20 protein-coding genes and 1 pseudogene are annotated in these 24,597 nt (G+C 71.4%); 7 read left to right on the top strand and 14 right to left on the bottom strand.

Annotated elements, in window-relative coordinates; genetic code table 11:
* Positions 1-56: 56 nt before the first annotated feature.
* The 9 genes from IE107_RS15605 to IE107_RS15565 form a co-directional block, all read right to left on the bottom strand.
* The gene (locus IE107_RS15605; RefSeq protein WP_189544363.1) at positions 57-1,823 is read right to left on the bottom strand and encodes a VgrG-related protein; all 1,767 of its coding nucleotides are present in this window, start codon (positions 1,821-1,823) and stop codon (positions 57-59) included.
* Entirely contained in the window at positions 1,820-2,542 is a 723-nt protein-coding gene (locus IE107_RS15600; protein WP_189544362.1) for a CIS tube protein, read from the bottom strand. The genes IE107_RS15605 and IE107_RS15600 overlap by 4 nt, the downstream gene beginning before the upstream one ends.
* A gap of 60 nt (positions 2,543-2,602) precedes the next feature.
* Complete coding sequence (locus tag IE107_RS15595) at positions 2,603-3,028, bottom strand: phage tail protein (RefSeq protein WP_189544361.1); 426 nt, start codon at positions 3,026-3,028, stop codon at positions 2,603-2,605.
* Between the two features lie 62 nt (positions 3,029-3,090).
* On the bottom strand, positions 3,091-3,357 hold the full coding sequence (locus tag IE107_RS34890; RefSeq protein WP_229866956.1) for a hypothetical protein: 267 nt from the start codon (positions 3,355-3,357) through the stop codon (positions 3,091-3,093).
* Positions 3,358-6,079: 2,722 nt separating this feature from the next.
* Positions 6,080-6,238 (bottom strand): DUF6760 family protein, encoded by a 159-nt coding sequence (locus IE107_RS15585; protein WP_177328192.1) that lies wholly within the window; start codon positions 6,236-6,238, stop codon positions 6,080-6,082.
* Positions 6,235-6,726, bottom strand: a complete 492-nt coding sequence (locus IE107_RS15580) for a hypothetical protein (RefSeq protein ID WP_189544359.1) — start codon at positions 6,724-6,726, stop codon at positions 6,235-6,237. Before IE107_RS15580 ends, IE107_RS15585 begins: the two co-directional genes overlap by 4 nt.
* Complete coding sequence (locus IE107_RS15575) at positions 6,723-7,163, bottom strand: phage tail protein (RefSeq protein WP_124720830.1); 441 nt, start codon at positions 7,161-7,163, stop codon at positions 6,723-6,725. Before IE107_RS15575 ends, IE107_RS15580 begins: the two co-directional genes overlap by 4 nt.
* Positions 7,164-7,202: 39 nt before the next feature.
* A complete protein-coding gene (locus IE107_RS15570; RefSeq protein WP_189544358.1) occupies positions 7,203-8,732 on the bottom strand; it encodes a phage tail sheath family protein in 1,530 nt (509 codons plus the stop codon).
* A 513-nt stretch (positions 8,733-9,245) separates the two neighbouring features.
* Positions 9,246-10,541, bottom strand: coding sequence for a COG1470 family protein (locus tag IE107_RS15565; protein WP_189544504.1), 1,296 nt, complete (start codon positions 10,539-10,541; stop codon positions 9,246-9,248).
* Positions 10,542-10,781: 240 nt separating this feature from the next.
* Between IE107_RS15565 and IE107_RS15560 the strand changes: the two genes are divergently transcribed.
* The 4 genes from IE107_RS15560 (at position 10,782) to IE107_RS15545 (ending at position 17,725) form a co-directional block, all read left to right on the top strand.
* Positions 10,782-11,513: a helix-turn-helix transcriptional regulator gene (locus IE107_RS15560; protein ID WP_189544357.1), complete on the top strand. Its 732-nt coding sequence runs from the start codon at positions 10,782-10,784 to the stop codon at positions 11,511-11,513.
* Between the two features lie 214 nt (positions 11,514-11,727).
* Complete coding sequence (locus IE107_RS15555; protein WP_229866955.1) at positions 11,728-14,892, top strand: DUF11 domain-containing protein; 3,165 nt, start codon at positions 11,728-11,730, stop codon at positions 14,890-14,892.
* Positions 14,889-15,593: a Pvc16 family protein gene (locus IE107_RS15550; protein ID WP_189544356.1), complete on the top strand. Its 705-nt coding sequence runs from the start codon at positions 14,889-14,891 to the stop codon at positions 15,591-15,593. Before IE107_RS15555 ends, IE107_RS15550 begins: the two co-directional genes overlap by 4 nt.
* Positions 15,590-17,725: an ATP-binding protein gene (locus tag IE107_RS15545; RefSeq protein WP_189544355.1), complete on the top strand. Its 2,136-nt coding sequence runs from the start codon at positions 15,590-15,592 to the stop codon at positions 17,723-17,725. The genes IE107_RS15550 and IE107_RS15545 overlap by 4 nt, the downstream gene beginning before the upstream one ends.
* Before the next feature lie 15 nt (positions 17,726-17,740).
* On the opposite strand, the gene IE107_RS15540 is transcribed toward IE107_RS15545, so the two are convergent.
* Both IE107_RS15540 and IE107_RS15535 read right to left on the bottom strand, forming a co-directional pair.
* A complete protein-coding gene (locus IE107_RS15540) occupies positions 17,741-17,947 on the bottom strand; it encodes a Rid family hydrolase (protein ID WP_189544354.1) in 207 nt (68 codons plus the stop codon).
* Positions 17,948-17,986: 39 nt separating this feature from the next.
* The gene (locus IE107_RS15535; RefSeq protein ID WP_189544502.1) at positions 17,987-18,478 is read right to left on the bottom strand and encodes a carboxymuconolactone decarboxylase family protein; all 492 of its coding nucleotides are present in this window, start codon (positions 18,476-18,478) and stop codon (positions 17,987-17,989) included.
* A gap of 135 nt (positions 18,479-18,613) precedes the next feature.
* Here IE107_RS15535 and IE107_RS15530 point away from each other — a divergent pair, with 135 nt between their 5' ends.
* The 3 genes from IE107_RS15530 (at position 18,614) to IE107_RS15520 (ending at position 20,958) form a co-directional block, all read left to right on the top strand.
* A complete protein-coding gene (locus IE107_RS15530; RefSeq protein ID WP_189544353.1) occupies positions 18,614-19,603 on the top strand; it encodes a pirin family protein in 990 nt (329 codons plus the stop codon).
* Between the two features lie 44 nt (positions 19,604-19,647).
* Entirely contained in the window at positions 19,648-19,986 is a 339-nt protein-coding gene (locus tag IE107_RS15525) for a GNAT family N-acetyltransferase (protein ID WP_189544352.1), read from the top strand.
* Between the two features lie 204 nt (positions 19,987-20,190).
* A complete protein-coding gene (locus IE107_RS15520; RefSeq protein ID WP_189544351.1) occupies positions 20,191-20,958 on the top strand; it encodes an N-acetyltransferase in 768 nt (255 codons plus the stop codon).
* Between the two features lie 13 nt (positions 20,959-20,971).
* Here IE107_RS15520 and bla read toward each other — a convergent pair whose 3' ends face one another.
* From bla to IE107_RS36290, 3 genes and pseudogenes are all read right to left on the bottom strand, one after another.
* A complete protein-coding gene (gene bla / locus IE107_RS15515) occupies positions 20,972-21,907 on the bottom strand; it encodes a class A beta-lactamase (RefSeq protein WP_189544501.1) in 936 nt (311 codons plus the stop codon).
* A gap of 393 nt (positions 21,908-22,300) precedes the next feature.
* Positions 22,301-24,061: a serine/threonine-protein kinase gene (locus IE107_RS15510; protein WP_229866951.1), complete on the bottom strand. Its 1,761-nt coding sequence runs from the start codon at positions 24,059-24,061 to the stop codon at positions 22,301-22,303.
* Between the two features lie 468 nt (positions 24,062-24,529).
* Positions 24,530-24,597, bottom strand: a pseudogene (locus tag IE107_RS36290) (transglycosylase SLT domain-containing protein); the annotation flags it as partial.

Genomic DNA, 24,597 nt, shown 5'->3' with positions numbered 1-24,597 from the left:
CGGGTTTCTCCTTGCTGGGAAAGGGACTTCTGGCGGTTCGCAGGGGTGGCGGGGTGTCAGTTGATCCTGATGAGCTTGGCCTTGAGCACGCCGAGCAGTCCGCCGTCGATCGTGACCCCCGTCTTGCCGTTGACGGTCACCGAGCTGCCCTTGATGTTCACGTCGCCCGTTCCGGCGTCGAGGGTGATCCCGGACGCGGAGAGGGTCACGGAGCTCAGCGCCCGGCTGCCGCCGCGGGCGTACACCGTCAGCGCGATCTCGCTCCGCCGCTCGTCCAGGGTGACTTCGAGCCGTTTGTCGCCGGTGGCCAGCCGGACACCGGACGGTCCGCGCGGGGCGTCCAGCAGCTCCAGCCGGTTGCCCGAACGGGACACCAGGGAACGGCGGTTGACCTTGCCGCTGGTCGGGTCGACCAGCGGCACGTCGTGCGGCGAGGGCTTGTCGACCCCGTTGTAGAGACCGCCGAGCACGTACGGGCTGTCCAGCAGCCCCTGCTCGAAGCCGACCAGCACCTCGTCGTTGACCTCGGGACTGAACACCCCGCCGCCACCCTGGCCGCCCCACTGCACCGTACGGACCCAGTCGGTGACGTAGGTGTCGTCGAGCCAGGGGAACTTCAGCCGGACCCAGCCCCGTTCGGCCTTGCCCTCGCGGATGTCGGTGACCACACCGATCGCGAGACCCGGCATGCGCGGGCCGCGCGAGGGCGCGTTCGCGCCGCTGGTCAGTCCCGCAAGGGAGCGGTCGGGGGCCGCGCTCACCAGCACGGTCGTACGGTAGCCACCGTTGGGTTCCAGTACGTGGTGCGCGGCGGTGGCCGTGTAGCGCCCGGCGAACGCGGGCCCGACGTTGCCGAGGGCCACCGGCTCGCCCGCCCGCAGCTGGGGATTGCCCTCGGCGACCGCCTCGATCTCGCCGAATCCGGCGCTCACCGAGGCGGCCACCGAACCGGCCACGGCCGTGGCCTCGGCCTGCGTCCGGTACGGGGTGTCGGTGACTGTCATCCGGGCGTTCGGGCCGAATGCCCCGGCCGCCAGCGACGGACTCATCCCCGGGGACACCGTGTCGCTGCGAATGGACTGCTCGCGGGCGACCAGCCGTGTCTTGGTGTCGATGTTCCAGCCGCGCACCTCCACACTGTCCGCCCCGTCCGCACCGGTCAGCACGGCCCGCAGGGCCAGCAGATTGCGCCCGTACTCCAGGACCATCGGGTGCCGGGTGGCGGAGGTGGCGGGTGAGGGGGCGGAAGCGGCGGGCTTCGGCTTCACGAACTGCAACAGCCCCTTGTCGTCCACCCGCACGTACGCGCCGCTCTCCGCCGCGAGAAACTGGAGGAACTCCCAGTCCGAGACATTGGGCTGGGTGAGCTGCTTGTACGTGATGGGCGCGGCCTCGATCCTCCCGCAGGCCAGCCCGGCGCCCGCGGCGACCTTGCGCACGATGTCCGCGGTCTTCATGTTGCGGAAGGCCACCACCTTCCGGCCGCGCTGGAGCCGGTGTGCCTTGGAGAAGGCGCGGACCACCGTGAACGAACCGGTGGTGTCGCTGTCCAGCTCGACCGCCGTGACCTCCCCGGTGAACAGCCGCTCTCGCACCCGCTCCTGCACGGTGACCACGGATATCTTCAGCGGGGTGCCGATGGTGAGTCCGGTGGCGGTGAGCAGCTTGTGATCGGGGTCCCGGTACATCAGCACGGCGGTGTCCGGCAGGCCGACGTTCTCGTCCACCACGCAGCTCACCAGCTGGGCGGCCCAGGCCGCCGGCAGCTCACCGGGGGCTTCCACGATGGGGTCCGCGGCGAAGGAGCGTCCTGCGGCGGTCACCGGCTGCCCTCCGGAGCGTGGTCCTCCAGTCCCGGCACGACCAGCTCCCTGCCGGGGATCAACTGCATCGGGTCGTCCACGTCGTTGGCCTCGGCGATCGTGCGCCACGCGGTGGCGTCGCCGTACTCCCGCCAGGCCAGCAACGGCAGGCTGTCACCGGCGACGACCCGGTGCGTACGGCGTGCCTCCCGCGAGCCGGACGTGGGGTTCTGGCCCGCCGGGTCCACGCTCGCCTCCTCGATCGACAGGGCGCAGGTGGCGCGCAACGGCTTCCCGTCGACATCGAACAGGGTGTACGAGACGGAGAGGTTGGACATCACGCCGTCGAACGAGGTCGTCTTCGACGTGCCCCAGTCGAAGCGGACCCAGGGGCTGGCGGGCGTCTTGCGGGCCAGGCTGCTGGGAGTGGGCACACATGCCAGCATCAGTTGTTCCACCGCCTTCTCCACCGAGTTGTCGTGGGTGGCGGTGGAGTCCAGAAAGACCTCCAGGGACAGCGCCCGGGGCCCGCTGCCCACGAATTCGGGCAGTGCGGACTGCCCGGCCATCCGGGACGGCGTACGCCGCCACTCGGTGCTCTTGCTCAGCGACAGCTTCGCGGGGTTGAACTGCAGGGTGATCCGGGCGAGGTTCCCGCCCGGTTTGGCGCCGACGGTCGTCGGCGGTTCCATGATGGTCAGCTGGGCGCGAGCACGGCTGGTACGGACAGCGGGTGACATGGCGCTCCTCCTTCCCGGTCTTCTCCGATACCTGTACCTGCTGAGGAATGTGATGATTGATCAGGACGGTGCCAGGCCTTCGTGTGCGATCTCCAGCGTCTCGATCGCCGCCTGGGAGCTGGCGGGGTCGAAGGACGGCCCCTGCCAGCGGACCGGCACGATTCCCTGTACCTGCCAGCTGATGATGCGGCTGAGGTCCGGGCGGAGTGCGACGATCTCGCCGTCCTTGGGCTCGACCCGCTGGATCGTCTCGTTCAGCCACCGTGCGATCTTGAGCGTGTCGGCGGTGACCGGGCGGGTCAGCGTGATGTTGGTCCAGGTGATCCGCCCCGGCAGCTGCCAGGTGAAACCGTTGTTGCCGCCCTCGGCGTACTGCTCCATCTCCACTTCGGCGCCCAGACCCGAGCAGGTGTGGAAGGCCCCCAGATCGCTGCCCCCGATGACGAGCCTGAAGAACACGCTCGTCGCGAAGATGTTGTCCGTCATGCGCTTCTCTTCTTCTCTGCCATTGCCAACTGCCGTGTGGTGTACTGCCGTTCGAGCCGCCTTCAGCGGCGACCGTCGTACAGCCGCCCGGTACGCTCCCGCCCTCGGCGCATGTCCGCCCGGATCAGCCGGCTCACCGGGTCGAGCAGACGACGGGCCAGTTCCTCGATGTCCGCCGCGCTGACCCGGTTCGCGGCCGGAGCCTCCTCGGAGGGCGAGTCGGCCGATCCGGCCGCCCCGGCCCTTCTCGGCGCCTCGGCGGGCTTCACCGGAGCCGCCCGCACCGGAACACCGGTGATACCGGCGGCGGCCGCCGCGCGCTGAAGCACCTCGGCCGTGGCCCCGGAGGCACCAGAAGCTCCGGAGGCTCCGGCGGCCGGAACGGCTGCGCGTGGTGGAACCCGCACCGAAAGGCTCGGTGGCCCGGGAAGCGGAGACTCGGCTCCCTCCGTCGGTCCGGTGCCCACGGGAGCGGCGGATTCGGGCACCACGGGCAGCGGCATCCGCTGTACGGGCACCACGGTCGCTCCCGACCGGTGCGTGGCCGGCGGATCCGGACGCACCACCGGTACCGGCTGAGCGGCGGACGGCACGGACGGGGTGGCGCGTGCGGGCCGTGGTGCCGGGGACGGCGGTCCGGGGCGGTCGGCGGGGCGTGACTCCGCCGGCTGCCGCTCCGGCGAGCGGGCCTCGGGGCGGGACGTCGGCGTTGTCGCACCGCCACGTACCGCACGTTGCACGAGCCGCACGAGGGCACCGCCGCCGGCCGGCCCGGGCGTCGGCCCGGGCGCCTTCCGGTCGGCGGCTGCCGCTGCCCGGGGCACGGCTCCGGTTACGGTTCCGGCCACGGCTCTCGTATCCGCTCCGGCTCCGCCCTGAACGCGAACGGCTTCACCGGCGGGCGTCCGGCCCGAAGGCGTCCCGCTCCGCGCGGGGGCGGGCGGCGGGTTTCCGGGCACGAGACGTTGGACGGTGCCGCCGGGCGCCGGTGCCCCGACGGGCGCCGCGCCCCCGGGCGTCGGCGCCGGGCCGGCTGCACGGGGCCGGTGCGCTGCAGCGGGCTCGCCGGGGCGGGTGCTGCCGAGCCCCGACGACGACGACGGCGACGGCGACGGCGACGGCGACGGCGCACCGGACCCCGGCTGCTGGACATCGCGACGCCAGGTGGCTGCTACGACCGGTCGTGCTGTGCTGCCTGCCGTCGGCGCCGAGAAGCCCTCACCGGAGCCGGTGCTCACCTTCAGGGACCTGCCCGCGAGCAGAGCCCGCGACCGCTGGACGACCGGCGCCGTCGGCCCCCCGCCGCCGGCGGCGGGCCCGGCCTGCCCCTTCTCCCGCTCCGGGGTGATCCTCCGGACACGTACCGGCGCGACAGGAGCCGAAGCGGAAGGGGCAGAGGCGACGGCGACGACGGGCGTGCCAGCACGCGAGGCGTCCACCACGCGCTGGACAGCCGCAGGTCGTGCCGCAGGCTCACCGGGTGGCGCGGGTACGGCGGAGGAACGCACCGGCATTTCGGAGGGCGTGGGGGCGGGCTTCGGCATGGCCGGTGCAGAGGGTGCGGGCGTCCCGGGCTCCCCCGTCGGCATCGCACCCTGCTGGGAATTCGCGGCTCCCGACCGGGGTGTACGACGGCGGTCGCCGAGCAAGGGCGCGTCGTTCCGGAGTCTGGCCGTCGACGGAAGCGAGGGAAGAGGAGTGCCGATCCCGCCCCGGGCACGAGCCGGTGAGCCGGAGCCGGATCTGTCGGGCTGTGGCGGCGGCTGAGTCCGAACGTCCGGGAACCGAGCCTCCGGGGCCCGGGCTTCTGACGGAGACGGCGGGGACGACGGCGACGACGCAGACGGCTGGGACGACTGCTGACGCGCCGACGGGCTCGTCGCATCCGGCGCAGGCCCGGTCACCGCCGGGGGTGTCGCGTCCGATTCCTGGCGTTGAAGTACCGGCATGTCCGCCGGCTGCTGCCCTGCCGGGGCGGACGGTACGACTCCGCTCCGCGCTGCCGGGCCGGAGGGTACGGCCCCGGTGGGCAGTTCCCGCAGGGGCTTGCCCAGGGCGGGGCGCACCGGGGCGGCCGCGGGACCGTCGGCGGCAGGACGGCCGGTGGTCGGCTGGTCGGTGTCCGGACGGCCGGTGCTGCGATCCGACGGCAGTACGGCGCCCGGCGGCACGGCGGGCGCCGTCTGCTGCGACGCGCCTTGCTGCACGGTGCTAGTGGTGACGGAAGTGCCCGGCGCGAAGGCCGTGGGTGGCAGGACCCCGGTGATGTGCCGCAGCGCCATCGCCGGACGCCGGGCGGTGATCAGAGGTGGGGCGGTCCGCCGAGGACGTACGGCCGCGGGCCGGGCCGGCTGGAGCGGAACCGGTGCCGGTGCGGTGTCCGCCGCATGCTGCGACGCCGACGTGGCGGCCCGCTGCGCAGCCGGGCCCCCAGTAGCAGCCGGCGCCTTGCTCGCCGCCGGGACCGTCACTGCCGGGACGTCCGGGGCGGTCGCGCCGCCCCCGCCGGTCCGCCGCCCCGGTGCCCCGCTCCCGGAGGAGCGGGGGTCCGAGGAACGGGACGGCGTCCTGGTGCTCGTCCGCTGGACGGTCCGGACGGTCGCGGACGTCGGGTCCGCAGCGGCGTCCCCTTCCTCGTCCGCAGCGGTCCGGGCCGCACGCAGCAGCAGCGGTCCACCGGAGGACTCGGAACGCGGGCTGCCCGGCCGGGCGACGCCATGGATGAGACCCGCCGGGGCGGACGGCAGTACGGCATGGCCGAGTTCGCTGCCGAACGCGAGGTTCTGCCACGAGGCGAGGCCGTCCCTGAACCGCAGTCCGTCGCTCACCCCGATCGAGGACCGGGCGACGGTCACCGTGGGCGGCGCGACCTGCCGCCAGCCACCGTCCCAGTCGTCGCCCGGACCGGCCCTGTGCCGATCGGCCCCGCTGTCGCTCCGGTCGGCTTCCGGTTCCGGGCCGCGCCCGGCGTCGGTTCCGGTCGCGACCGGGGACGGCGTTCCGGGCTGTTGCCGGTCCCCTCGGCGGAACCAGTCTCCGAACCCCACACGATCACCCGCCTTCGTTGACGCGGGTGTTGATCCGCGCTATCTCCCGCACCCACTCCTGACGCTCGCCGTGGGTGAGGTCGAGGATGTCCTCTCGCTGCCAGTGGAAGTGGTAGGCGACGTACGCGATCTCCTCCCGCAACCGGGAAGGCGCGTACGTCACGATTCCCCCAGGCGCCCACCCGAGAGGTCCACCTCGAACGACCCGTGGCACAGCGGGCAGGTCACCGCGGCATGCGTGTGGCCCTCGCTGTTGATCCTGCGGTAGAAGTCCTGGAGGAACGCCACATCCGTGGCGTACATCCGCTCGACGACCCCGGCGTGCACATCGGTGATGGTGCCGAGCTGGGTGATCACCTGGCTCAGCAGCACCACGGACAGATAGGCCGGGTTCTCCTTCACCCGCAGGTCGATCTGCGGGCGCAGCTCGTCCCGTGCCGTCGCGAGCCGCATCGAGCCGCGCCGATGGACCTGGCCCTCGTCGTCGACGTATCCGCGCGGGAGCTCGAACTCGAACTCCGAACGCATCCCCTGCTGGTCACGGGCCGGAGGCTGCGCGGGGGCGGCCTCCTCCCGTGCGGCGGGCGGGGCGGACGCGAGGCTGTCGAGGACTTCGTCGAGCCCGCCCGACGTAACGGTCCTGCGCCTCATTCGACCACGATCTCCTCGAAGGTGATGGTCACCGTCTCGGTGGCGGCGCTGGATTCACCGGCCTTCAGCGAAGGGCCCTCCCACTTGCTGGCCCAGCCCTGCATCAACTGGATGCGCCGGACCGTCTCACCCTTCGAGTCCTTGATCTCGATGGTGAGGTTCTGGCGTGCGGTGTCGACAGCACCGTTGTTGAGCGTTTCCTTGATCCATTTGGTGAACTCGCTGCTCTTGTCGAGTCCTCGGGTGATCGTCACCTCGCCCGCCTGACGTGCGCCGGGCTGCTTGCGGATGATCTGCTTGCCCTCGGCGGTCACTTGACGGACCTCGACGACTTCCTCCTCGACGGTCAGGCCGCTGATCTCTTGGATCGACTCGACGAGATAGCCGCCGAGCTGCACGCCGAAGACGTGGGTGGAAAGAGCGTCGCCCTCTGCCATGACTCTGTGTCACCTGTTCCGTTTGCGGACCCTGTCGGGTCACTCGTTGACGAGGCTGGTGCTGTCGGAGAACTGTGCGAGGCGGAAGATCACGAACTCCGCGGGCTTCACCGGTGCCACGCCGATCTCGCACACGACCTGACCGAGGTCGATCGACTCCTGCGGGTTGTTGTCGCGGTCGCACTTGACGTAGAACGCCTCCTCGGCCGTGCGGCCGAACAGTGCGCCCCGGCGCCACTCCTCGGTGAGGAAGGCGGTGACATTGCGCCGGATGCTCGACCACAGGCGGTCGTCGTTCGGCTCGAACACCACCCACTGGGTGCCCAGGAGGATCGACTCCTCCAGGTAGTTGAAGAGACGGCGCACGTTGAGGTAGCGCCAGGCCGGGTCGGACGAGAGCGTGCGCGCGCCCCAGATCCGGATGCCGCGCCCGGGGAAGGCGCGTACGCAGTTGACACCGATCGGGTTGAGCAGGTCCTGCTCGCCCTTGCTGAGGCGGATCTCCAGGTCCAGCGCGCCTCGGATGACCTCGTTGGCGGGGGCCTTGTGCACGCCGCGCTCACCGTCGCTGCGCGCCCAGACGCCGGCTACGTGGCCGCTCGGGGGCACCAGGGCGTTCTGGCCGGTCGCCGGGTCGAAGACCTTGAGCCACGGGTAGTAAACGGTCGCGTAGCGCGAGTCGTATCCGGCGTCGTCGTTGCGCCAGGTGCGGACGCGCTGGGCGTTCATGCCCGGCGGGGTGTCCAGGACGGCGACCCGGTCGCCCATCTGCTCGCAGTGCGAGATCACTGCCAGCTGGACGGCCTTGACGCCCTCGGCGTCGATGTCCCCGCGCTGGTAGGCGCTCATCAGGTCCGGAACGGCGACCATGGTGATCTCGTCGATCGCTTCGAGGCCGGCGAAACCCGTGCGGGCGGCGGCGTCGCCGACGTACTCGGCCGGGTCGAGGCGTGCGACGCCCGCTCCGGGGGCGGCGCCGGCGGTCGCCAGGGGGAGGGTCTGGTTCTCGGGGCGCGTCGGGGTCGCGCCGGGCTGCTCGGTGACCTGGATGAGCTTGGACTGACGGGTCTGGGCGACCAGATAGCCCTTGACGTTCTTGCGAGTGGAGACGTCGTAGGTCTCCACCACCTTGCCGGCCTGCCGCACCAGCAGCCGGAACCGGTCCTCCGGAGGGTTCTCGCCCTCGGCGTCGGCGACCTCCACGGACAGCTCCCCACTGGTTCCGGGCCGTGCGGAGACCAGGAAACCCCCGATGACGGCGGGCGGGGCCGCCTCGACGGCGGGACCCTGCGCCGAGTCCTGGGCGGGGCCGCCGATGCGCACGATGTAGGCCGCGCCACCACCGTTGGCGAAGTAGCCGTAGACAGCGGGCGTCAGGTACGTGTCGGCGGTGAAGGTACCGAAGGTCTGGACGTACTGGTCCCAGTTCGTCACCAGCGTGGGCTGGTGGAAGGGACCGGACTCCGCGAACCCGACGAAGGCTGCGACCGCGGTGCCGACTCCCTCGATGGGCCTGGCTCCGGACTGCACCTCCTCCACGTACACACCGGGGGTGAGGTACGACGGCATACTCGCTCCTTCGCGTGGTCATTCGTTCGCCGTCGAGTCTTCCTCGGCGGCCGTTGCGGACAGTAGGTCTCAAAGTCCTGGACACGGGGCAACGGTGCTGCCTTCCCGGGCACCCGCGCGACAGGAAGTACTTCCCCTTGCGGACCGGTCGCGGCAGTCGCCGCGCTTCCCGGTCCGCCGTGTGACAGCAGGGTGGACTGCGGAGGTACGAACGATGTCCGCCCCGCAGATGAACAGACGCAAATCAGCCAGGTTTAGCGGACACCGGCTATCCGCTCGGGACCGTGAAACCGAATCCGCTCCCTGACCGCCCCACTACGGAGTTCACCGAAGGCACGTGGCCGGAAACGCCTCGACCACTGCCGAGGTCACGGAACCCGCACGGTCCGGACGGCCTCTAATCTGCACAGGAGAAGGAAACTGCCAAACACCGGCAAGCCGGGTTTCCCTCGGTGGGAATTTCTGCTGTTCTCATCCTCCGTGGAGGGAAGCAGGAGGTCAGGAGCCTTGTTCCTAGGGCGCGAGATCGCTCAGCTCACCGCTGACATTGAGCACCTGATGGCATTCGGAAGCCTGTGTTCCGGTCGCCGGGGTGCCAGGTTTGGCACAGGTGACGGACGCGGTGACCGTGTCGTTCTCCTGGATCTGGATAGGGGTGACCCAGTGGTAGTCCTGATTGCGGAAGGTCTCCAGAGCGATGGTGGTGATCTTCCGTTCCCCGAAGGAGATGGTCAGTACTCCTTCGTCGCCCTGGAAGTTCGCCACCACGATGTCTGTGATTCCGAATACCTTCCCCTTCGGAACCCGGTAGGTCCCCTTCTTCTTGGCCCCGGATCCGGTCTGTACATCGATCGTCGCCGAGCTCTGCTGGGTGCCGCCCGTTCCACCGCCCGTTCCCGAACCGGAACCGCCCGAACCGGAGCCGCCGCCGGACGTGTTCGGCTTGCCCTGCCCCTTGTCATCCCCCTGACCGCCGGTCGGGCCTCCCGTGCCGCCCCCCGCAGCCGACCCCTGTTGCCCGCCCGGGGGTGTCTTCTCCTGAGCGGCCTCGTGCGCCGCCTGCTTCGCGGTGCTCCGTACCGCGGGCCGGACCAGCGCGAACCACGCGAGCAGCAGAGCGAGCAGTGCGGCCAGCACCATCAGCAACCACCCGGGCAGCACCGGCAGTTGCGCGAACTCACCGGGCAGCACCTCGGCCCTGGCGGACTGCTCGCGCTCGGTGTCCTCTTCGGTGCCTTCGACGGCCTCGACCTCGAACGGCCAGGTGGCCGGTTTGCCGAACCAGATCAGTTTCCGGGTCCGTACCCGCAGGCCCATCTCCGCGGACTCGCCCGGTTCCAGGCGCCGTTGGCCCGGGGTGAAGGACAGCCGCAGCTCCTCCCCTGCCTGCTTGCCGTCGAGGACGACATCGACCGCGGTGTTCCCCCGGTTCTGCACCGAGGTGCGAAACCGGGCGCCCAGCCAGCCGGAACGCCGACGCGGGTCGAGTTCCGCCCGGAGCTCGTGAAAGGACCCGACGACCACGGTGGCCTCGGGGACCGCCACCGACTCGGGGTGTTCCGTGGGCAGGACGCGAACGCCCAGGGGTATCTCGCCGGCCCGGACCTCATGGGAGCGGGGCGGGGCGAGCCGTACGGTCACCGCCTCGGAGGTGCCCGGGTAGAGGGAGACCCGTGCCGGCTCGACAGTGCTCCAAGCGGCACAGTCGCCGACGACTTCGAAGGTGTACGCCTCGACGATGTCGCTGTCGTTGCGCACGGTCAGAGTCGTCGTCGCTTCGGCACCGGGCGACACAGTCACCGTGGACATTTCGAGTTCGGCAGATGTGGTCACCATGCGACGTTAAACCGCACGGGCGGCCGCGCAGCAGAGACGCGAGGGCAACGGTCGGGCACGAGTGGTGCCCCGAGGGCACAACGGCGCGATGTCCCGGCGACCCCGCCGCGGGCCCGCTCGCCATGCCGGAGGGCGGGGCGGTCGAGTGCGGGGACTGGCGTACCGGACGGAAGCAACGACGGAAGTATCTGAGGAAGACAGGCACGCAGAAGAATGACGACGACAACAGCAGAAGCGAACAACAGAGCCGTTGAGCGCGGCCACTACCGCAGGCCCACCGCGGCGGAACGATCCGCCGGAGGCAGGCCCAAGGAGACTCCCGGGGGCAGGGTCTCCGTCGCTGTGTACGCTGAGGACCTGATCCTCCGGACCGGTGTGGAACACCAGATCCGCCCGCGGCCCGAGATAGAGCTGATAGCGGCCGCCGAGGCGGACCGGGCCCAAGTCTCGTTAGTAGTAGTGGACATGGTGGACGAACGCACGGTCCAGCTCCTGCAGCGCCTCCAGCGCAACACCACGACCCGCACCGGTCTCGTTGTCGGTTTCTTCGAGTCGGGCGCGCTCCAGACCATGATCGAATGCGGCGTCGCCGCCGTGCTGAGGCGCGGTGAGGCGGACCAGGACAGTCTGGTCCACCTGGTGACGGCCATGGCGAACGGCGAGGGGGTACTGCCGGGTGACCTGCTGGGCAAGCTCCTGGACCATGTCAGCAGTCTCCAGCGCACGGTCCTCGACCCCCGAGGGCTCTCGCTCTCCACTCTCACGACGCGGGAGGCGGAGATGATCAGGCTGGTGTCGGAGGGTTACGGCACCGCGGAGATAGCACAGAAGACCTCGTACTCCGAACGCACCGTCAAGAACGTTCTGCACGAGGTGGTGACGCGCCTCGAACTGCGCAACCGGGCACACGCCGTCGGCTACACCATGCGGCACGGACTCATCTGAGTGCCGCCCAGGGCTCCCGTGCGGACGGCGTGAGGAAGTCGCCGCGCGGGGGTGGGCCGGTGCTCCCGGCCCGAGCGGCCGGTCGAGGGGGCGGGCAGGCGCCGCAAAGGGCAACAGCTGCTTCCCCCGGTCCGGGTACTCCGGCCCTGTCCTTGGCCCCGCCCACGCAGGATGCTTGTGCTGGAGAGTCATCAACAGGACTGTGAGGTGGGCCGTGACCGGCACTGCTGGCCCTGCGAGGCATACCCGGCTGGGCCGACTGACGGGCGCTGTGGTGCTGTTGGCGCCGCTGCTGGTGGCGGGTTCCGCGACCGCGCCCCAAAGTGCGCCGAGGCTCGCCGCGACGGCGGACGAGAGCCCGGCAGATGCCGGGCGCATCACCTATGCCGGTACCGAACACCGCAGCCTCGGCCGGGTCACCGACTCGTCCACCAGCGCCCCGCTGTTCGGCCCCGGACCGGCCCATTACGACCAGGACCCCTCCGCGCGCGGCGAGTTGCTGGTCTTCACCAGCCTGCGCGACAGCCTGCGGCCGCAGGTGTACGTGCGTGATGCGGGCGGAGCGGTGCGCAGGCTCACCACCGACAGGGACGCCGCGCACCCCGAACTCTCCCCGGACGGAAGGACCGTGGTGTTCGACTCCGCGGAGCGCGGGGCGGACGGTGTGGTCCAGCGTGAACTGTGGACCGTCGGGACCGACGGCTCCGGCCTGCGGCGGCTGACGGACACCCCCAACAACGAGACCTCTCCGACCTTCTCCCCGGACGGCTCACGGATCGCGTACTCCTGTGACTCCGGTCCCGGGCGGACCGGTCGCATCTACGAACGCGCCGTGGCCGGCGGCGCGGCACGGGTCATCAGTGACGGGAGCCTCGGCAGCGCGACCGAGCCGGCGTGGAATCCGGTGGACGACGACGCCCACCGCGACCAGGTCGCGTACACCCTCAACAAGAAGCTGAACGACGACGACCCGAAGCTGTACGTGACCGACGGCGAGCCCGGCACCGACCGCCTGCTGCTCGGCGGCGGACAGGCGACCTGGCGCACCCGCTCGCCCGCCTGGCTGGCGAACGGACAGGACCTGATCTTCCTCGCCCGCGACTGCACGTGCGAGTACGAGCGCGTCTACCGGGCCACCGCCTTCAGCACGGCGGGGCCGGACACCGAACTGGACGAAAACCGCAAGCTCGAATCGCCCACCTGGACCGGCCCGCTCGACACCGGGACCGTCATCGTCTCCCGGCAGACCGCGCCCCGGCCCGAGAACAAGAACGAGGAGACCGCGGTCGTCGCGACGCTCCAGGACGTCCGGCAGGACGGATCGGACCCGCGCGACCTCGGGCTCCCTGTCCTGTGGGAGGACCCCAAAGCCATCGACAACGCGAAGCTCCTGTTCAACCCGAACGAGGACTTCGACCCGTGGAGCGAGCGGCAGAGCTACACCCCTGACGGCCGCCGCATCGTCGTGACCCGCTTCGAGGGTGTGAAGCGGGCGCGCAGCGAGCGGATCTGGCTGGCGGACGCCGACGGCGGCAACGCGGCCCCGATACCGCTCGCCGGGCGCGCTCCCGGTGACTGGGACACCGACCCCGCGTTCTCCCCGGACGGCACCAAGATCGCGTTCGCCAGGATCTCGCCCGGCGGGACCGGCGAGAAGGCCGGGCAGAGCAACGTCCTGATCGCGGACGTCGCGTCGGGCGCGATCATCGGCAAGGTCGTACCGCCGGCCGGGCAGCTGACGGGGCAGGACGCCCAACCGGCCTGGTCGCCCGACGGAACCACCCTCGCTTTCACCCGCAACCACGTGATCCGGGGCCTCGGCGGCATCAAGCACATCTGGACCGCGCCTGTGAACGCGCTCGACCAGCAGCGCGACCTCAGCGCCACCATCTGCCCCGGCGAGTGCAAGAAGATCGACGACAGCCCCGCCTTCTCCCCGGACGGCACCAGCATCGGCTTCAACCGCAAGGACGGCGGCAACGACCAGGACAGCGGTCGCGCCGTCGTCGTGATCACCTCGCTGAACGGCGACACGTGCCGGGTCGTGCTCCCCGACACCCGGCGCGACGACCCCGACGCCTGCCGCCAGGACCTTCCGGAGCCCCCGGCGGACGGCCCCTTCCAGCCCCGTGATGTGGCCTGGTCGCCGGACGGTGGACGCATCGTGCTGAGTTCGCGCCGCGAGGCCGACGCCAACTCCGAGGAGCAGCTCTCCATTCTGGACCTCGCCTCCGGCACCCTGACGCCGCTCGGCGGGGCGCTCGCCGGACGGCAGAAGGAGCCCGCCTTCCAGCAGTCGGTCGACCTGTCCCTGACCGCGCCGCCCACCGGGCCCTCGGTGGAGACCGGTTCCTCCGTCCCGGTGACGGTCACCGTCACCAACCGCGGCCCCGCCCTGTCGCCCGGCACCGTGCTCACGGCCGACGCCCCGCCCGGCGTGCGCCTGGAGGAGCTCACCACCCCGGCCGGGACCTGTGCCACCGACTCGCCCCAGTGCGGCCTGGGCGTGCTCCGGCCTGGGGAGAGCGTGGAGGTCACCGCCCGGCTGACCGGGGTGACGCCCGGGGACCAGCGGATCGGCTGGTCGGTCACCGGCGCCGTGGTCGACCCGAACCCCACGGACAACGCCACCGGTACCACCGTCCCGGTCCAGGAGAAGCCCGAGGAACCGACGCCCACCCCGACGCCCAAGCCTCCGACGCCCAGGCCCCCGGCCCCCCAGCCGCCCGAACCCGAGGCGGGGCCCGCGGTCCTTGTGCGGGCCCAGCCCAGTCCTGGCTATGTCGGCGGCCGGGTGGTGGTCACGTACACCGTGCGCAACGGCCGGAACGCGCTCGCCACCGGGCTGCGGCTGAAGCTCGGACTGCCCGCGCGGATCCCGGCGGGTCCGCTGCCGGCGGGCTGCGCCGCCGGGGTGTGCACCCTGCCCGACCTGGCACCGGGCGCCTCCACGGTCGTCCGTGTCGTACTCAGACCGGACCGGGCGCTGAAGACCAGCATCACCGGAACGCTGACCACGACCGGCACGGACGCCGACCCCCGTGACAACGTGTCCAGGGAGCCGCTGCGCATCCTCCAGCCCCGGATCATCGCGGTTCCCGCCGTCGGCAAACCGGGGTTCGTCACCTCCGTACGGGGCAAGGACTTCCCACCCGGGGCACCCGTGAAGCTGTCCTGGAAGCCCGGGATCACGGCGGCGGCACCGCCCACCCTCCCGCGCCGGGACGGTACGTTCATCGCGCAGCTGCTGATCCTGGCGAAGGACCAGACGGGACCGCGCACCATCACCGCCGAGGGGCCGGGGTTCAGCCCCGTCACCACGTCCTTCCTGGTGGTCGGTGGCACCATCGTCCCGCCGGACGAGGTGGGGCGCCGGTGATCCACGAAGTCGACGAGGGGCTGCGGCTGTTGCTGGTCGACGCCGGCCTCCAGGAGAGCGGTGTCGACCTGGTCTTCGACGCTCCGACGAAGGACTGGTCCGCCCGGCGCAACGCGCCCACGATCAGCGTCTTCCTCCACCGCATCCGTGAGGACGCGACCCGCCGCCGCACCGGTGCGGCCGAGGAGCACGACGAGGAGGGAATGGTCATCGGCCGGCGGACCCCGCCGCGCTGGTACGAGCTGACCTATCTGGTGACGGCCTGGACCAATCGCCCGCAGGACGAACACCGCCTGCTCTCCGAGGTGTTGCGCTGCCTCGTGCGGTCGGACGTCCTGCCGGCCCGGATGCACACGGGCAGTCTCGCCGAGCTCGGGCTGGCCGTGGAGCTGGAGGCGGCGGGTCCGGGCACCGAAGGGCCGTCCGCCTCGGACGTGTGGTCCGCGCTCGGCGGTGAGCTCAAGGCCGCGATCGATCTGCGGGTGTGGGCACCGCTGGCCGGTGAACGGACGGCCGCCGGCCCGCCGGTCACCGAAGGCCTGGTGATGAGGTCCGCGCCCGCGCGGGACGGCGACGGGGCGGGACCGGGGCGCCGGCTGCGTTACGACGGGGCGTCCGACCCCGGCGGGCAGGGCTTCGCCGCGGAACGGGAACGGCAGTTGCCGCCCGGCCGTCGCAGGCGCGGGGGCGCGGCTCGATGACCACGACACCGGGCACACGTGCCGTCCGGGAACCGGCCGACGCCCCTACGGCGGTCATCGAGGACCTCTGGGAGCGGCTGGTCCACGTCGAGCAGCGGGTCAGGACCGCCGTGGCGCTCCGGCGGGCCGCCGACCCGCAGCCCGACGACCCGTACCGGGGGCAGTACCTCACCGCCGAGGCGGCAGCGCGGATCGTGGAGTCCCGCGACGCGTTCGCGCCCGTCCCTGCGTACGGCTCCGGGCCGTCGCCGCAGTCGCCGCCGGGGAGCCGGCTCGGGCAGCTCGCCGAGAACTTCGGCCTGCTCCCGCTGGACATCGATCTCCTGCTGGTCGCGACGGCCCCGGACATCGACAACCGGTTCGAGCGGCTCTACGGCTATCTCAACGACGACCTCACCCGGCGAAGGCCCACGATCGGCCTGGCGCTCGAACTCTGCGGGCTGCCCGCCGCGGGCTCCGGCCGCTTCCGGTTCTCGCGCTGCGCCCCGCTGGTCGCGGGCGGGCTGCTGGAGATCCTGGAGGCCGACCGCCCGCTGCTCTCGCGGGTGCTGCGTGTGCCGGACCGGATCACCGCGTATCTGCTCGGCGACGACGAGATCGACGGGAGGCTGCGCGGTCTCGTCAGGGCGGTCGGGTCCGAGGAGGGGCGGGACAGCGGCCCGGAGGTCCTGCGGGTCGCGGCGGCGCTGGGCACGGGCAGCGGACTGGTCCATCTGCTCGACCGGGGTGGTGACCCCGGCGGATTGGCGGTCGAGGCGCTTGTCGCTGCGGGCCGCCGTCCGCTGGTGGTCGACATCGCGGCTCTCGCGGCCCTTCCCGAACCGGCGGAAGCCGTACGGACCCTGGCGGCCGAGGCAAGGCTGTGCGGCGGCGGGGTCGTCCTCGGGCCGCTGGAGGCGCTCGCCCCCGAGCGGCCCGAGAGGGCCCGGCTGCTCGGCGACCTCTGCGCCGCGGTCGGCGGTTCCCCCCTGGTCGTGTACGGGAAGAAGAACTGGGATCCGCTGTGGACGTCGGAGAGTCCGGTTCCGGTCCATGTCCTGTCCCCCGGTGCCGGGGGTGTGGCCCGGCAGTGGCGGCGGGCGCTCGCCGCAGCCGGCGCTTCGGTCGGGCTGCCCGCGGGGAGCCCGTCGGCCGACGAGGCGCTCATCGAGGCCACCGCCTCCTACCGGCTCGACTCCGAGCAGGTGCGCAAGGCCGCCGTTGTCGCGTCCCGGCTGGCCGTCCTGGAGGACCGTCCGGTGGACGCGCAGGACCTGCGCACGGCGGTCCGGGCGCAGAACGGGGCGGGGCTCGAACGGCTCGCCCGCCGCATCGAGCCGGCGGTCGGCTGGGACGACCTCGTGCTGCCCGCCGCGACCCGCCACGAGCTGTCCGAGCTCGCCCTGCGCGCTCGCCACCGCGAGCAGGTGCTCGGGCAGTGGCGGATGCGGCCGGGAGGCGGCCGGGGGCGCGGGATCATCGCGTTGTTCGCCGGTGAGTCCGGCACCGGCAAGACCATGTCGGCCGAGGTGATCGCGTCGGAGCTGGGGATGGAGCTCTACGTCGTGGATCTGTCCACGGTGGTGGACAAGTACATCGGTGAGACCGAGAAGAACCTCGAAAGGATCTTCGCAGAGGCGTCCGACGTCAACGGCATCCTGCTGTTCGACGAGGCGGACGCCATCTTCGGGAAGCGCTCACAGGTCAAGGACGCGCACGACCGCCACGCCAACGTGGAGTCGGCCTATCTGTTGCAGCGGATGGAGTCCTTCGACGGGATCGCGGTGCTCACCACCAATCTGCGGGGCAATCTCGACGAGGCGTTCACCCGGCGCCTCGATGTGATCGCGGAGTTCCCCATGCCGGACGCAGCGCAGCGCCTGGCCCTGTGGGACCGCTGTCTCGGAACGGCGATCCCCCGCGATGCCGGGCTCGACCTGGATTTCTGCGCGGGCCGCTTCGAGCTGGCGGGAGGGTCGATCCGCGCCTGCGCGGTGACTGCCGCCTATCTGGCAGCCGAATCGGGGAAACCGCTCGGCATGGAGCAGATCGTCTCGGCGGTGCTCCAGGAGTACCGCAAACTCGGCCGGCTGGTCCGGGAGAACGAGTTCGGCCCGTGGCTCGACCGGGCGCGGGGCGGCGGCGCGGGGTAGGGCCTGCCCGGCGGATCAGGCCGCCTCGAGTGCGGCCTCCGCGACGTCCAGGCACCTGACGGTCTGGGCATGGACATCGCCCTTCCCCACGGTTGTTGCGTCGTCGCCGACGGGAGCAGAGCCGGCGACCGCGACACGCGCCCCTTTGCGGACCGCCCGCGAGAACCCGATCTGCGGTTCGAGCGGCGACCCGGAACCGACTGTTCGATGAATACGCTCCATCGCGCCATGCTCCCGGAGCGCCGCGCGTACGCAGGGGAGTCAGCGTCCCGGGGCGGACGATCCGGGCGCCCTGCGTACGGGGTGCTTGCTCAGAATGGAGACCCGGTTGAAGGCGTTGATCGTGATCGCCACCCATATCACCGCGGAGAGCTCGTCGTCGCCGAACACCTCACGGGCCGCCCCGTAGGCAGTCTCCTGCGCGGTGGCGTCCGCGGGATGGGTGGTCGCCTCCGCCAGAGCGAGCGCCGCGCGTTCCCGCGGTGTGAACACCTCCGTGTCCCGCCAGGCCGCCAGCACTCCGAGGCGCTGCGTGGACTCACCCGCGCGGAGCGCCGCCCTGGTGTGCACATCGAGGCAGTAGGCGCAGCCGTTGAGCTGCGAGACGCGGAGATTGATCAGCTCCACCAGTACACGGTCCAGGCCGGCGTCGGCGGCGGTCGCACGGACCGCCTCGGAGGTCTGGACCAAGGCGTGGTACGCCTTGGGGGACCGCTTGTCGACGAAGACCCGTCGGCTGTCCGGTGTTGTCATCGCGTCACTCACTCCGGTCTCCTTCCGGCCGCGCCGGGTCCGCCCGCCCTTGCCGTGCGCTTCGGGCGGTGGTGCCCTAAGATCCAACCATGATAGTTGAATACCCAACAAGCATGGTCCCGGGAGTACCGCGCAATGAGCAACGCTGAGACGCACCCGACCGAAGTGCGCTGCGCGGCCTCGGCGAGCGACGGGCACGGCGGAGACGCGCCGCGGGTCGAGGTGCTGACCGCGCGCGACGTCCCGCTGGGCGGCCCGCGGGCGATGACGGTGCGGCGCACCCTGCCGCAGCGCAGCCGCACCCTGATCGGCGCCTGGTGCTTCGCCGACCACTACGGCCCCGACAACGTGGCCGAGACGGGCGGCATGGATGTCGCGCCCCACCCCCACACCGGGCTGCAGACCGTGTCCTGGCTCTTCAGCGGGGAGATCGAGCACCGCGACAGCATGGGCAGCCACGCCTTCGTGCGCCCGGGCGAGCTCAACCTCATGACCGGCGGGCACGGCATCAGCCACACGGAGGTCTCGACCCCGCGGACCACGATCCTGCACGGCGCCCAGCTGTGGGTGGCACTGCCCGAGGAACACCGGCACACGGAGCGTGACTTCCAGCACTATGCCCCCCGGCCCGTGCCCCTGGAGGGGGGCGAGGCCCGGGTCTTCCTCGGGGCACTCGCGGGGACCGCGTCCCCGGTGCGGACCTTCACCCCGCTGCTCGGCGCCGAACTCCTTCTCGACCCGCACGCGACCGTCACCCTCACCGTGGACACGGAGTTCGAGCACGGCGTCCTCGTCGACCGAGGCACCGTACGCCTGGGCCAAACCCCGCTGCTCCGGGCCGAGTTGGGCTATGTGGCACCCGGCACCGACACCTTGTCGCTCACCAACACCTCCGAGGACACCGCACGGCTGCTGCTGCTCGGCGGCACACCGTTCGAGGAGGAGATCGTCATGTGGTGGAACTTCATCGGACGCAGCCACGACGACATCGTCCGGGCCCGCGAGGACTGGGAGAGCGCCTCCGAACGCTTTGGCGCCGTCGACGGGTACCCCGGTGACCGCCTTCCCGCGCCCACCCTGCCGAACGCCACCATCCAGCCGCGCAAGAACCCGTCGCGCCGCTGAACCGCCCGCCCCCGCACACAACCCACCGAAGGACTGAGAACACCATGACGCAGAACACCTCCGCTCCCGTCGTCGAACGGATCGACGCACGGCACCGTTACGCGATCCAGGTGGACGGCACGGCCGCCGGCTTCACCGTCTACCGCGACCGGGACGGACAGCGGGTCTTCTACCACACGGAGATCGACGACGCCTTCGCCGGGCAGGGCCTGGCCTCGATTCTCGTGACGGAGGCCCTCAACGACGTACGCAGGAGCGGCATGCGCATCGTTCCGGTCTGCCCCTACGTGGCCAAGTACCTCAAGAAGCACGACGAGTTCTCCGACATCACCGACCCCGTGACCCCCGAGGTCCTTCAGTGGCTCGGGGTCGAGAAGCCGTAGGCGGTCCCGGGCGAGAGGACGCAGCCGGACTTGCTCAGGTGGTGACGGGCTGCCCGGCCTCGGCTCCTCCCCCGCCGGGCCGTCCCGGCCCCATGCGATCCTTTGTGCGGGTCCGTACCTGCGGATCGTGCGGTGCGCCAATGGGATCCGGACGACGGATATTGCCTTGGGGTCCGACGACGGTCTGTGGCAGGGTGCTCCGTCGTGACAGAGAACGACAGCATCCGGATCGTCCCGCTCGCCGAGCGTCCGTCCTTGATACCGCGCCTCTACGAGATCAACGACTCCTGGCCCGTATTCACCCACCACGAGCCCGTCGCGGGTGCCTTGTTGAGCCGGGTTCCCGTGGAGTTCCCGCAGTACTGCGTGGCGGCGACGGACGGTGACCGGGTCGTGGCGCGCGGCTTCAGTGTGCCGTTCAACGCCGAACTCGACGGACGGGAGAAGATGCCCGACCAGGGCTGGGACCGGGTGCTGGTGTGGGCGTTCCAGGACCGGCAGTTCGGGCACGCGCCGACCGTGGCCAGCGCGCTCGAGATTTCGGTGGACCTCGACTATCTCGGCCGGGGGCTGTCCTACCGGATGCTGGCCGCGCTGCGGCAGGCGGTCGGCCGGCAGGGGCACGATGCTCTCCTGGCACCGGTCCGCCCGACGGCCAAACACCTGGCCCCTCGTGTGCCCATGACCGAGTACCTGCGCCGGCGCCGGGACGACGGGCTGCCGGCCGACCCGTGGGTGCGGGTGCACGTCAAGGCGGGCGGCACCATCGAGAAGGTGGCCCCCGCCTCGATGACGGTCAGCGGTTCGCTGGCGCAGTGGCGGCAGTGGACCGGCCTGCCGTTCGACCGTGACGGTGCCGTCGAGGTACCCGGCGCACTGACACCGGTGCACTGCGACACCGCGCACGATCACGCCGTCTACGTCGAACCCAACGTCTGGATCCGGCACGGCGTCGGTCCGGGTACCGCTTGAGAGGGCGCCTGCGCTACGACAGTGCGTCCGCGACCACGGACGCCGCCCGCGCGATGAGTTCGTTGTCGTACTCGGCGTCCTCCTTGGTCCGGTTCGAGAGGATCGCCACGACGATGGGAGCGCCGTCGGGGGGCCAGACCACGGCGATGTCGTTGCGGGTGCCGTAGGTGCCACCGGATCCGGTCTTGTCGCCGATGACCCAGTTCTTGGGCATTCCGGCCCTGATGAGCTCGTCTCCGGTGGTATTGGTCCGCAGCCACTCCGTCAGCTGCGCGCGTTCGCCCTTTCCGAGGACGTCTCCGAGGACGAACGCCCGCAGGTCACCCGCGAGTGCCCGCGGTGTGCTCGTGTCGGACACGGCGCCCGGAGACCACTCGTTGAGTTGCGGCTCCCGGCGTTCCATCCGGGTGACGTCGTCGCCGATCCCGGCGAGTACGGCGTCCAGTCCCCGGGGTCCGCCCAGCCGGTCGAGGAGCAGGTTGGCCGCGGTGTTGTCGCTGAAACGGACGGCGGCGTCGCACAGCGCGCGCAGGCTCATCCCGGTCCCGACATGCTTCTCGCTCACCGGGGAGTTGCTGACCAGATCGTCCCGGGAGTACGTGATCACCTCGTCCAGCCCGTCCACGGAGTACTTGCGCAGCACAGCGCCCGCGGCCAGTGCCTTGAACGTGGAGGCGTAGGCGAAGCGTTCACCGTCGTTGTGAGTGACCTCGCGACCGGTGCCGGTGTCGATGGCGTAGACGCCCAGCCGTGCGTCGAACTTGCGCTCAAGCTCCTCGAACCGTCGCGTGAACGGCTTCGCACCCTCGGCCGGTGCCGTCGCCCCGGCGTGCGGGGAGGACGCCACCGGAGAAGAAGAGGGTGAGGGGTGGAGATCCTCGCCGCTGCACGCCGTCAGCGGCAGGAGGGCGAGTGCGGCGAGCACGCATACGGTCAGGCGCTGTTCCATGCCGATCAGCTGTTTCATCGTCGTCCGGTTCCCTTTGTTGGTTTCGAGGGCGTCGGTGCGGCCGACGCGGCTGCACAGAACGCCTCCTGCGGCCGGGCCGAGACCACGCAGCGCCGTCCTGCGGGTGGTCGGCCGCGGACCGCAGCCGTGGCCATCACTCAATTCGTGGTCTGTTGACATACCTCGACGCTATGGACAGGCGGTGGTTGCAGAAACGAGGGCAACCCTACGGAACGTGGTGGACCAGACCCCCCGGGGCACACCGCGCACCCGTGCCGTATCCGGACAGCGCTCCACCGGTTCACATCGGGCGCGCCCCGGCAGGCCGGGCAATACGAGAGCGGCCAATACGTCTCGGTCCTGGGAGAAACCCGTCGGCTGACGGTGCGCGTCTCAGGCGTGGAAGCCGTTGCACACCACGGATGTGTACTTCGTGGGCCCGCCTTCGACGTGGTACAGCACCACGGTCCAGTCACCCCTGTCGTCCCCCACCGGGAGCGCGTCGACGGTGCGTTCACCGAAGTGGGCACGGAAGTCCTCGGGGTACTTGAACCGGACGGTTCCGCCGGAGGACCAGCGGGAGTAGATGTCGACGGGCTTGCTGGTGAAACCGATGCCCTTGCTGACGGACCGAAGGGGCCGCCCGGTGGCACGGTCCGTCTCGTGCGGGGGCCGCACCCCCACGGATATGTAGTACGGCGCGGGCCGCTCGCCCTCTCCGGCGTTCTGGGGACGCAACTCCAGTGTGGCGGTGTCGGAGCCCGTGGTGTGGGACACGGAGGACCGCAGGCCGGTGGGCGGTGCGGCATCGGCGATACCGGACAGATCGCACGAGCCGATGCCCTGGGCCGCCTGCTCGGGATCGTCGGACAGCGTCCAGCGGTCCTGTGAGTCACCGTCGTTGACGATGTGGTCCGGCGGCCCACCGGCCAGCCCCTCGGTGGCCGGCGAAGTGGCGGTCCGCGGCGCGGCCGGCTGCCCGGAGGCGGTGGTCTCCGTCGTGGGGGCGGCGCCGGTGTCCCTGCGGTCCGATTCCGGGAGCAGCCAGACCGTCATCGGCAGCGCGATGGCGACCGCGCAGACGGCGAGCCAGGCTCTGCCCCGTGCGGCGCGCCGCGGCGGGTCCGAGCGGTCGTCCGGCGCGGTGTCCGGCGGGCCCTTGGGCGGCGTGGTCGCGGCCGGCTCCGCCGGGTCGGCGGCCGGTTCGCGGTCCGCCGGCCGCGTCCCGGCCGTCCCGCTCTCCGGTGCCTGGACCGTCTCCGGCTCCTGCTCCTGGTGCGCGTCATCCCCGGGTTCGGGCACGGGTTCGGCGGTGCGTACGAGCATCCGGTAGTGGGCGTCCGACGCCAGCGGCGAGTCCACCGCACAGCGTGCGATCACGGCGGCCGGCTCGGGCCGGTCGGCCGGGTCCTTGGCCACGCACTGCCGGATGAGTTCGGCCAGTTCGGGCCGGACGTCAGCCAGGTCGATGTCCTCGTGCACGGTCCGGTAGCTCACCGCCGCCGGTTCGCCCGTGCCGTACGGAGGCCGGCCCGTGACCGTGTACGCGAGGGTCGCGCCCAGCGCGAAGACGTCGGCCGCCGGGCCCACCTCGTTGCGCAGGAGGGCCTCCGGTGCCGTGTAGCCGGGGGTACCCGACACCATGCCGTCCCGAGTCAGGATCGTCTGCTCGAGACCTCGCGCGATTCCGAAGTCGATCAGTTGCGGGCCCTGCGGGGAGAGGATCACATTGTGCGGCTTCAGGTCCCGGTGCGTGACTCCATGGGCGTGGACCGCGGCCAGTCCTTCGGCGAGCGCGGCGAGCAGCCTCAGCGCACTGTCCGGCGGGAAGGGGCCGCTCGTGCCCACGGCACCGCGCAGGGTGGGCCCCGACACGTACTCGGTGGCCAGCCAGTAGGGCGGCGTGTCGAGCGAAGCCTCGATCAACTGCGCGGTGTAGGCGCTGCGCACGGCCTCGACGGTCGCGGTCTCCCGCCGGAACCTGGCCAGTGCCTCGGGGTGGTCTCTGATCTCGTCGCGGATGACCTTCACGGCCACCAGCCGTCCACCGGGCGACCTGCCGAGATACACCTGCCCCATGCCGCCCGCGCCGAGGCGGGCGAGGAGGTGGTAGGCGCCCATGCGCGCGGGGTCCTGGGGTCGCAGTGCATCCACGGCACGACTGTGCCACAGGTGCGCATCCGGTGGTACGACGGTCCTCAACTCGTGACCGGATCGGCCGGGCTCAACATGTGGGTACGGAAACGCGGTTGAGGACCCCACGGGTGCGCTGCGGCGCGCGAGCGCTTCGGAGCCGGCACGGAACGCGGCACGGCAGGCAGGCGGCGGGGCTACAGCCCGATGACGCCAGGGCGGTGTCGTGCCGTCACTGATGCCGCTCGAGCATCTCGCCCGTCGGCGCCACGCGCAGGAGCACCTTGCTCATGGCGGCGGCTGTACGTTCCCGTCCTGCGGGCGCCGCTGGTGCTGCCGCCGCTCGCCGTGCCGGGCTCAGTGGTCGCCTGCCTCGCCGGGCCCAGTGGTCGCCTGTCTCGCAGCCGTCGCCGAAGAGCGCGGTCGTCTTCCTGTGTTGTGCGCCGACGAACGGGCCGGCGCAGGGCATCACGGCGCGCCATCCGTGTGTCAGTAGGCGGAGTTGACGTTGTCGATGGATCCGTAGCGGTCGGCGGCGTAGTTGGCGGCCGCGGTGA

The organism is Streptomyces gelaticus, assembly GCF_014649535.1.
GTDB lineage: Bacteria > Actinomycetota > Actinomycetes > Streptomycetales > Streptomycetaceae > Streptomyces > Streptomyces gelaticus.
Note: the sequence above shows the minus strand (reverse complement) of the source record. Positions and strands in the feature narration are given on the sequence as shown.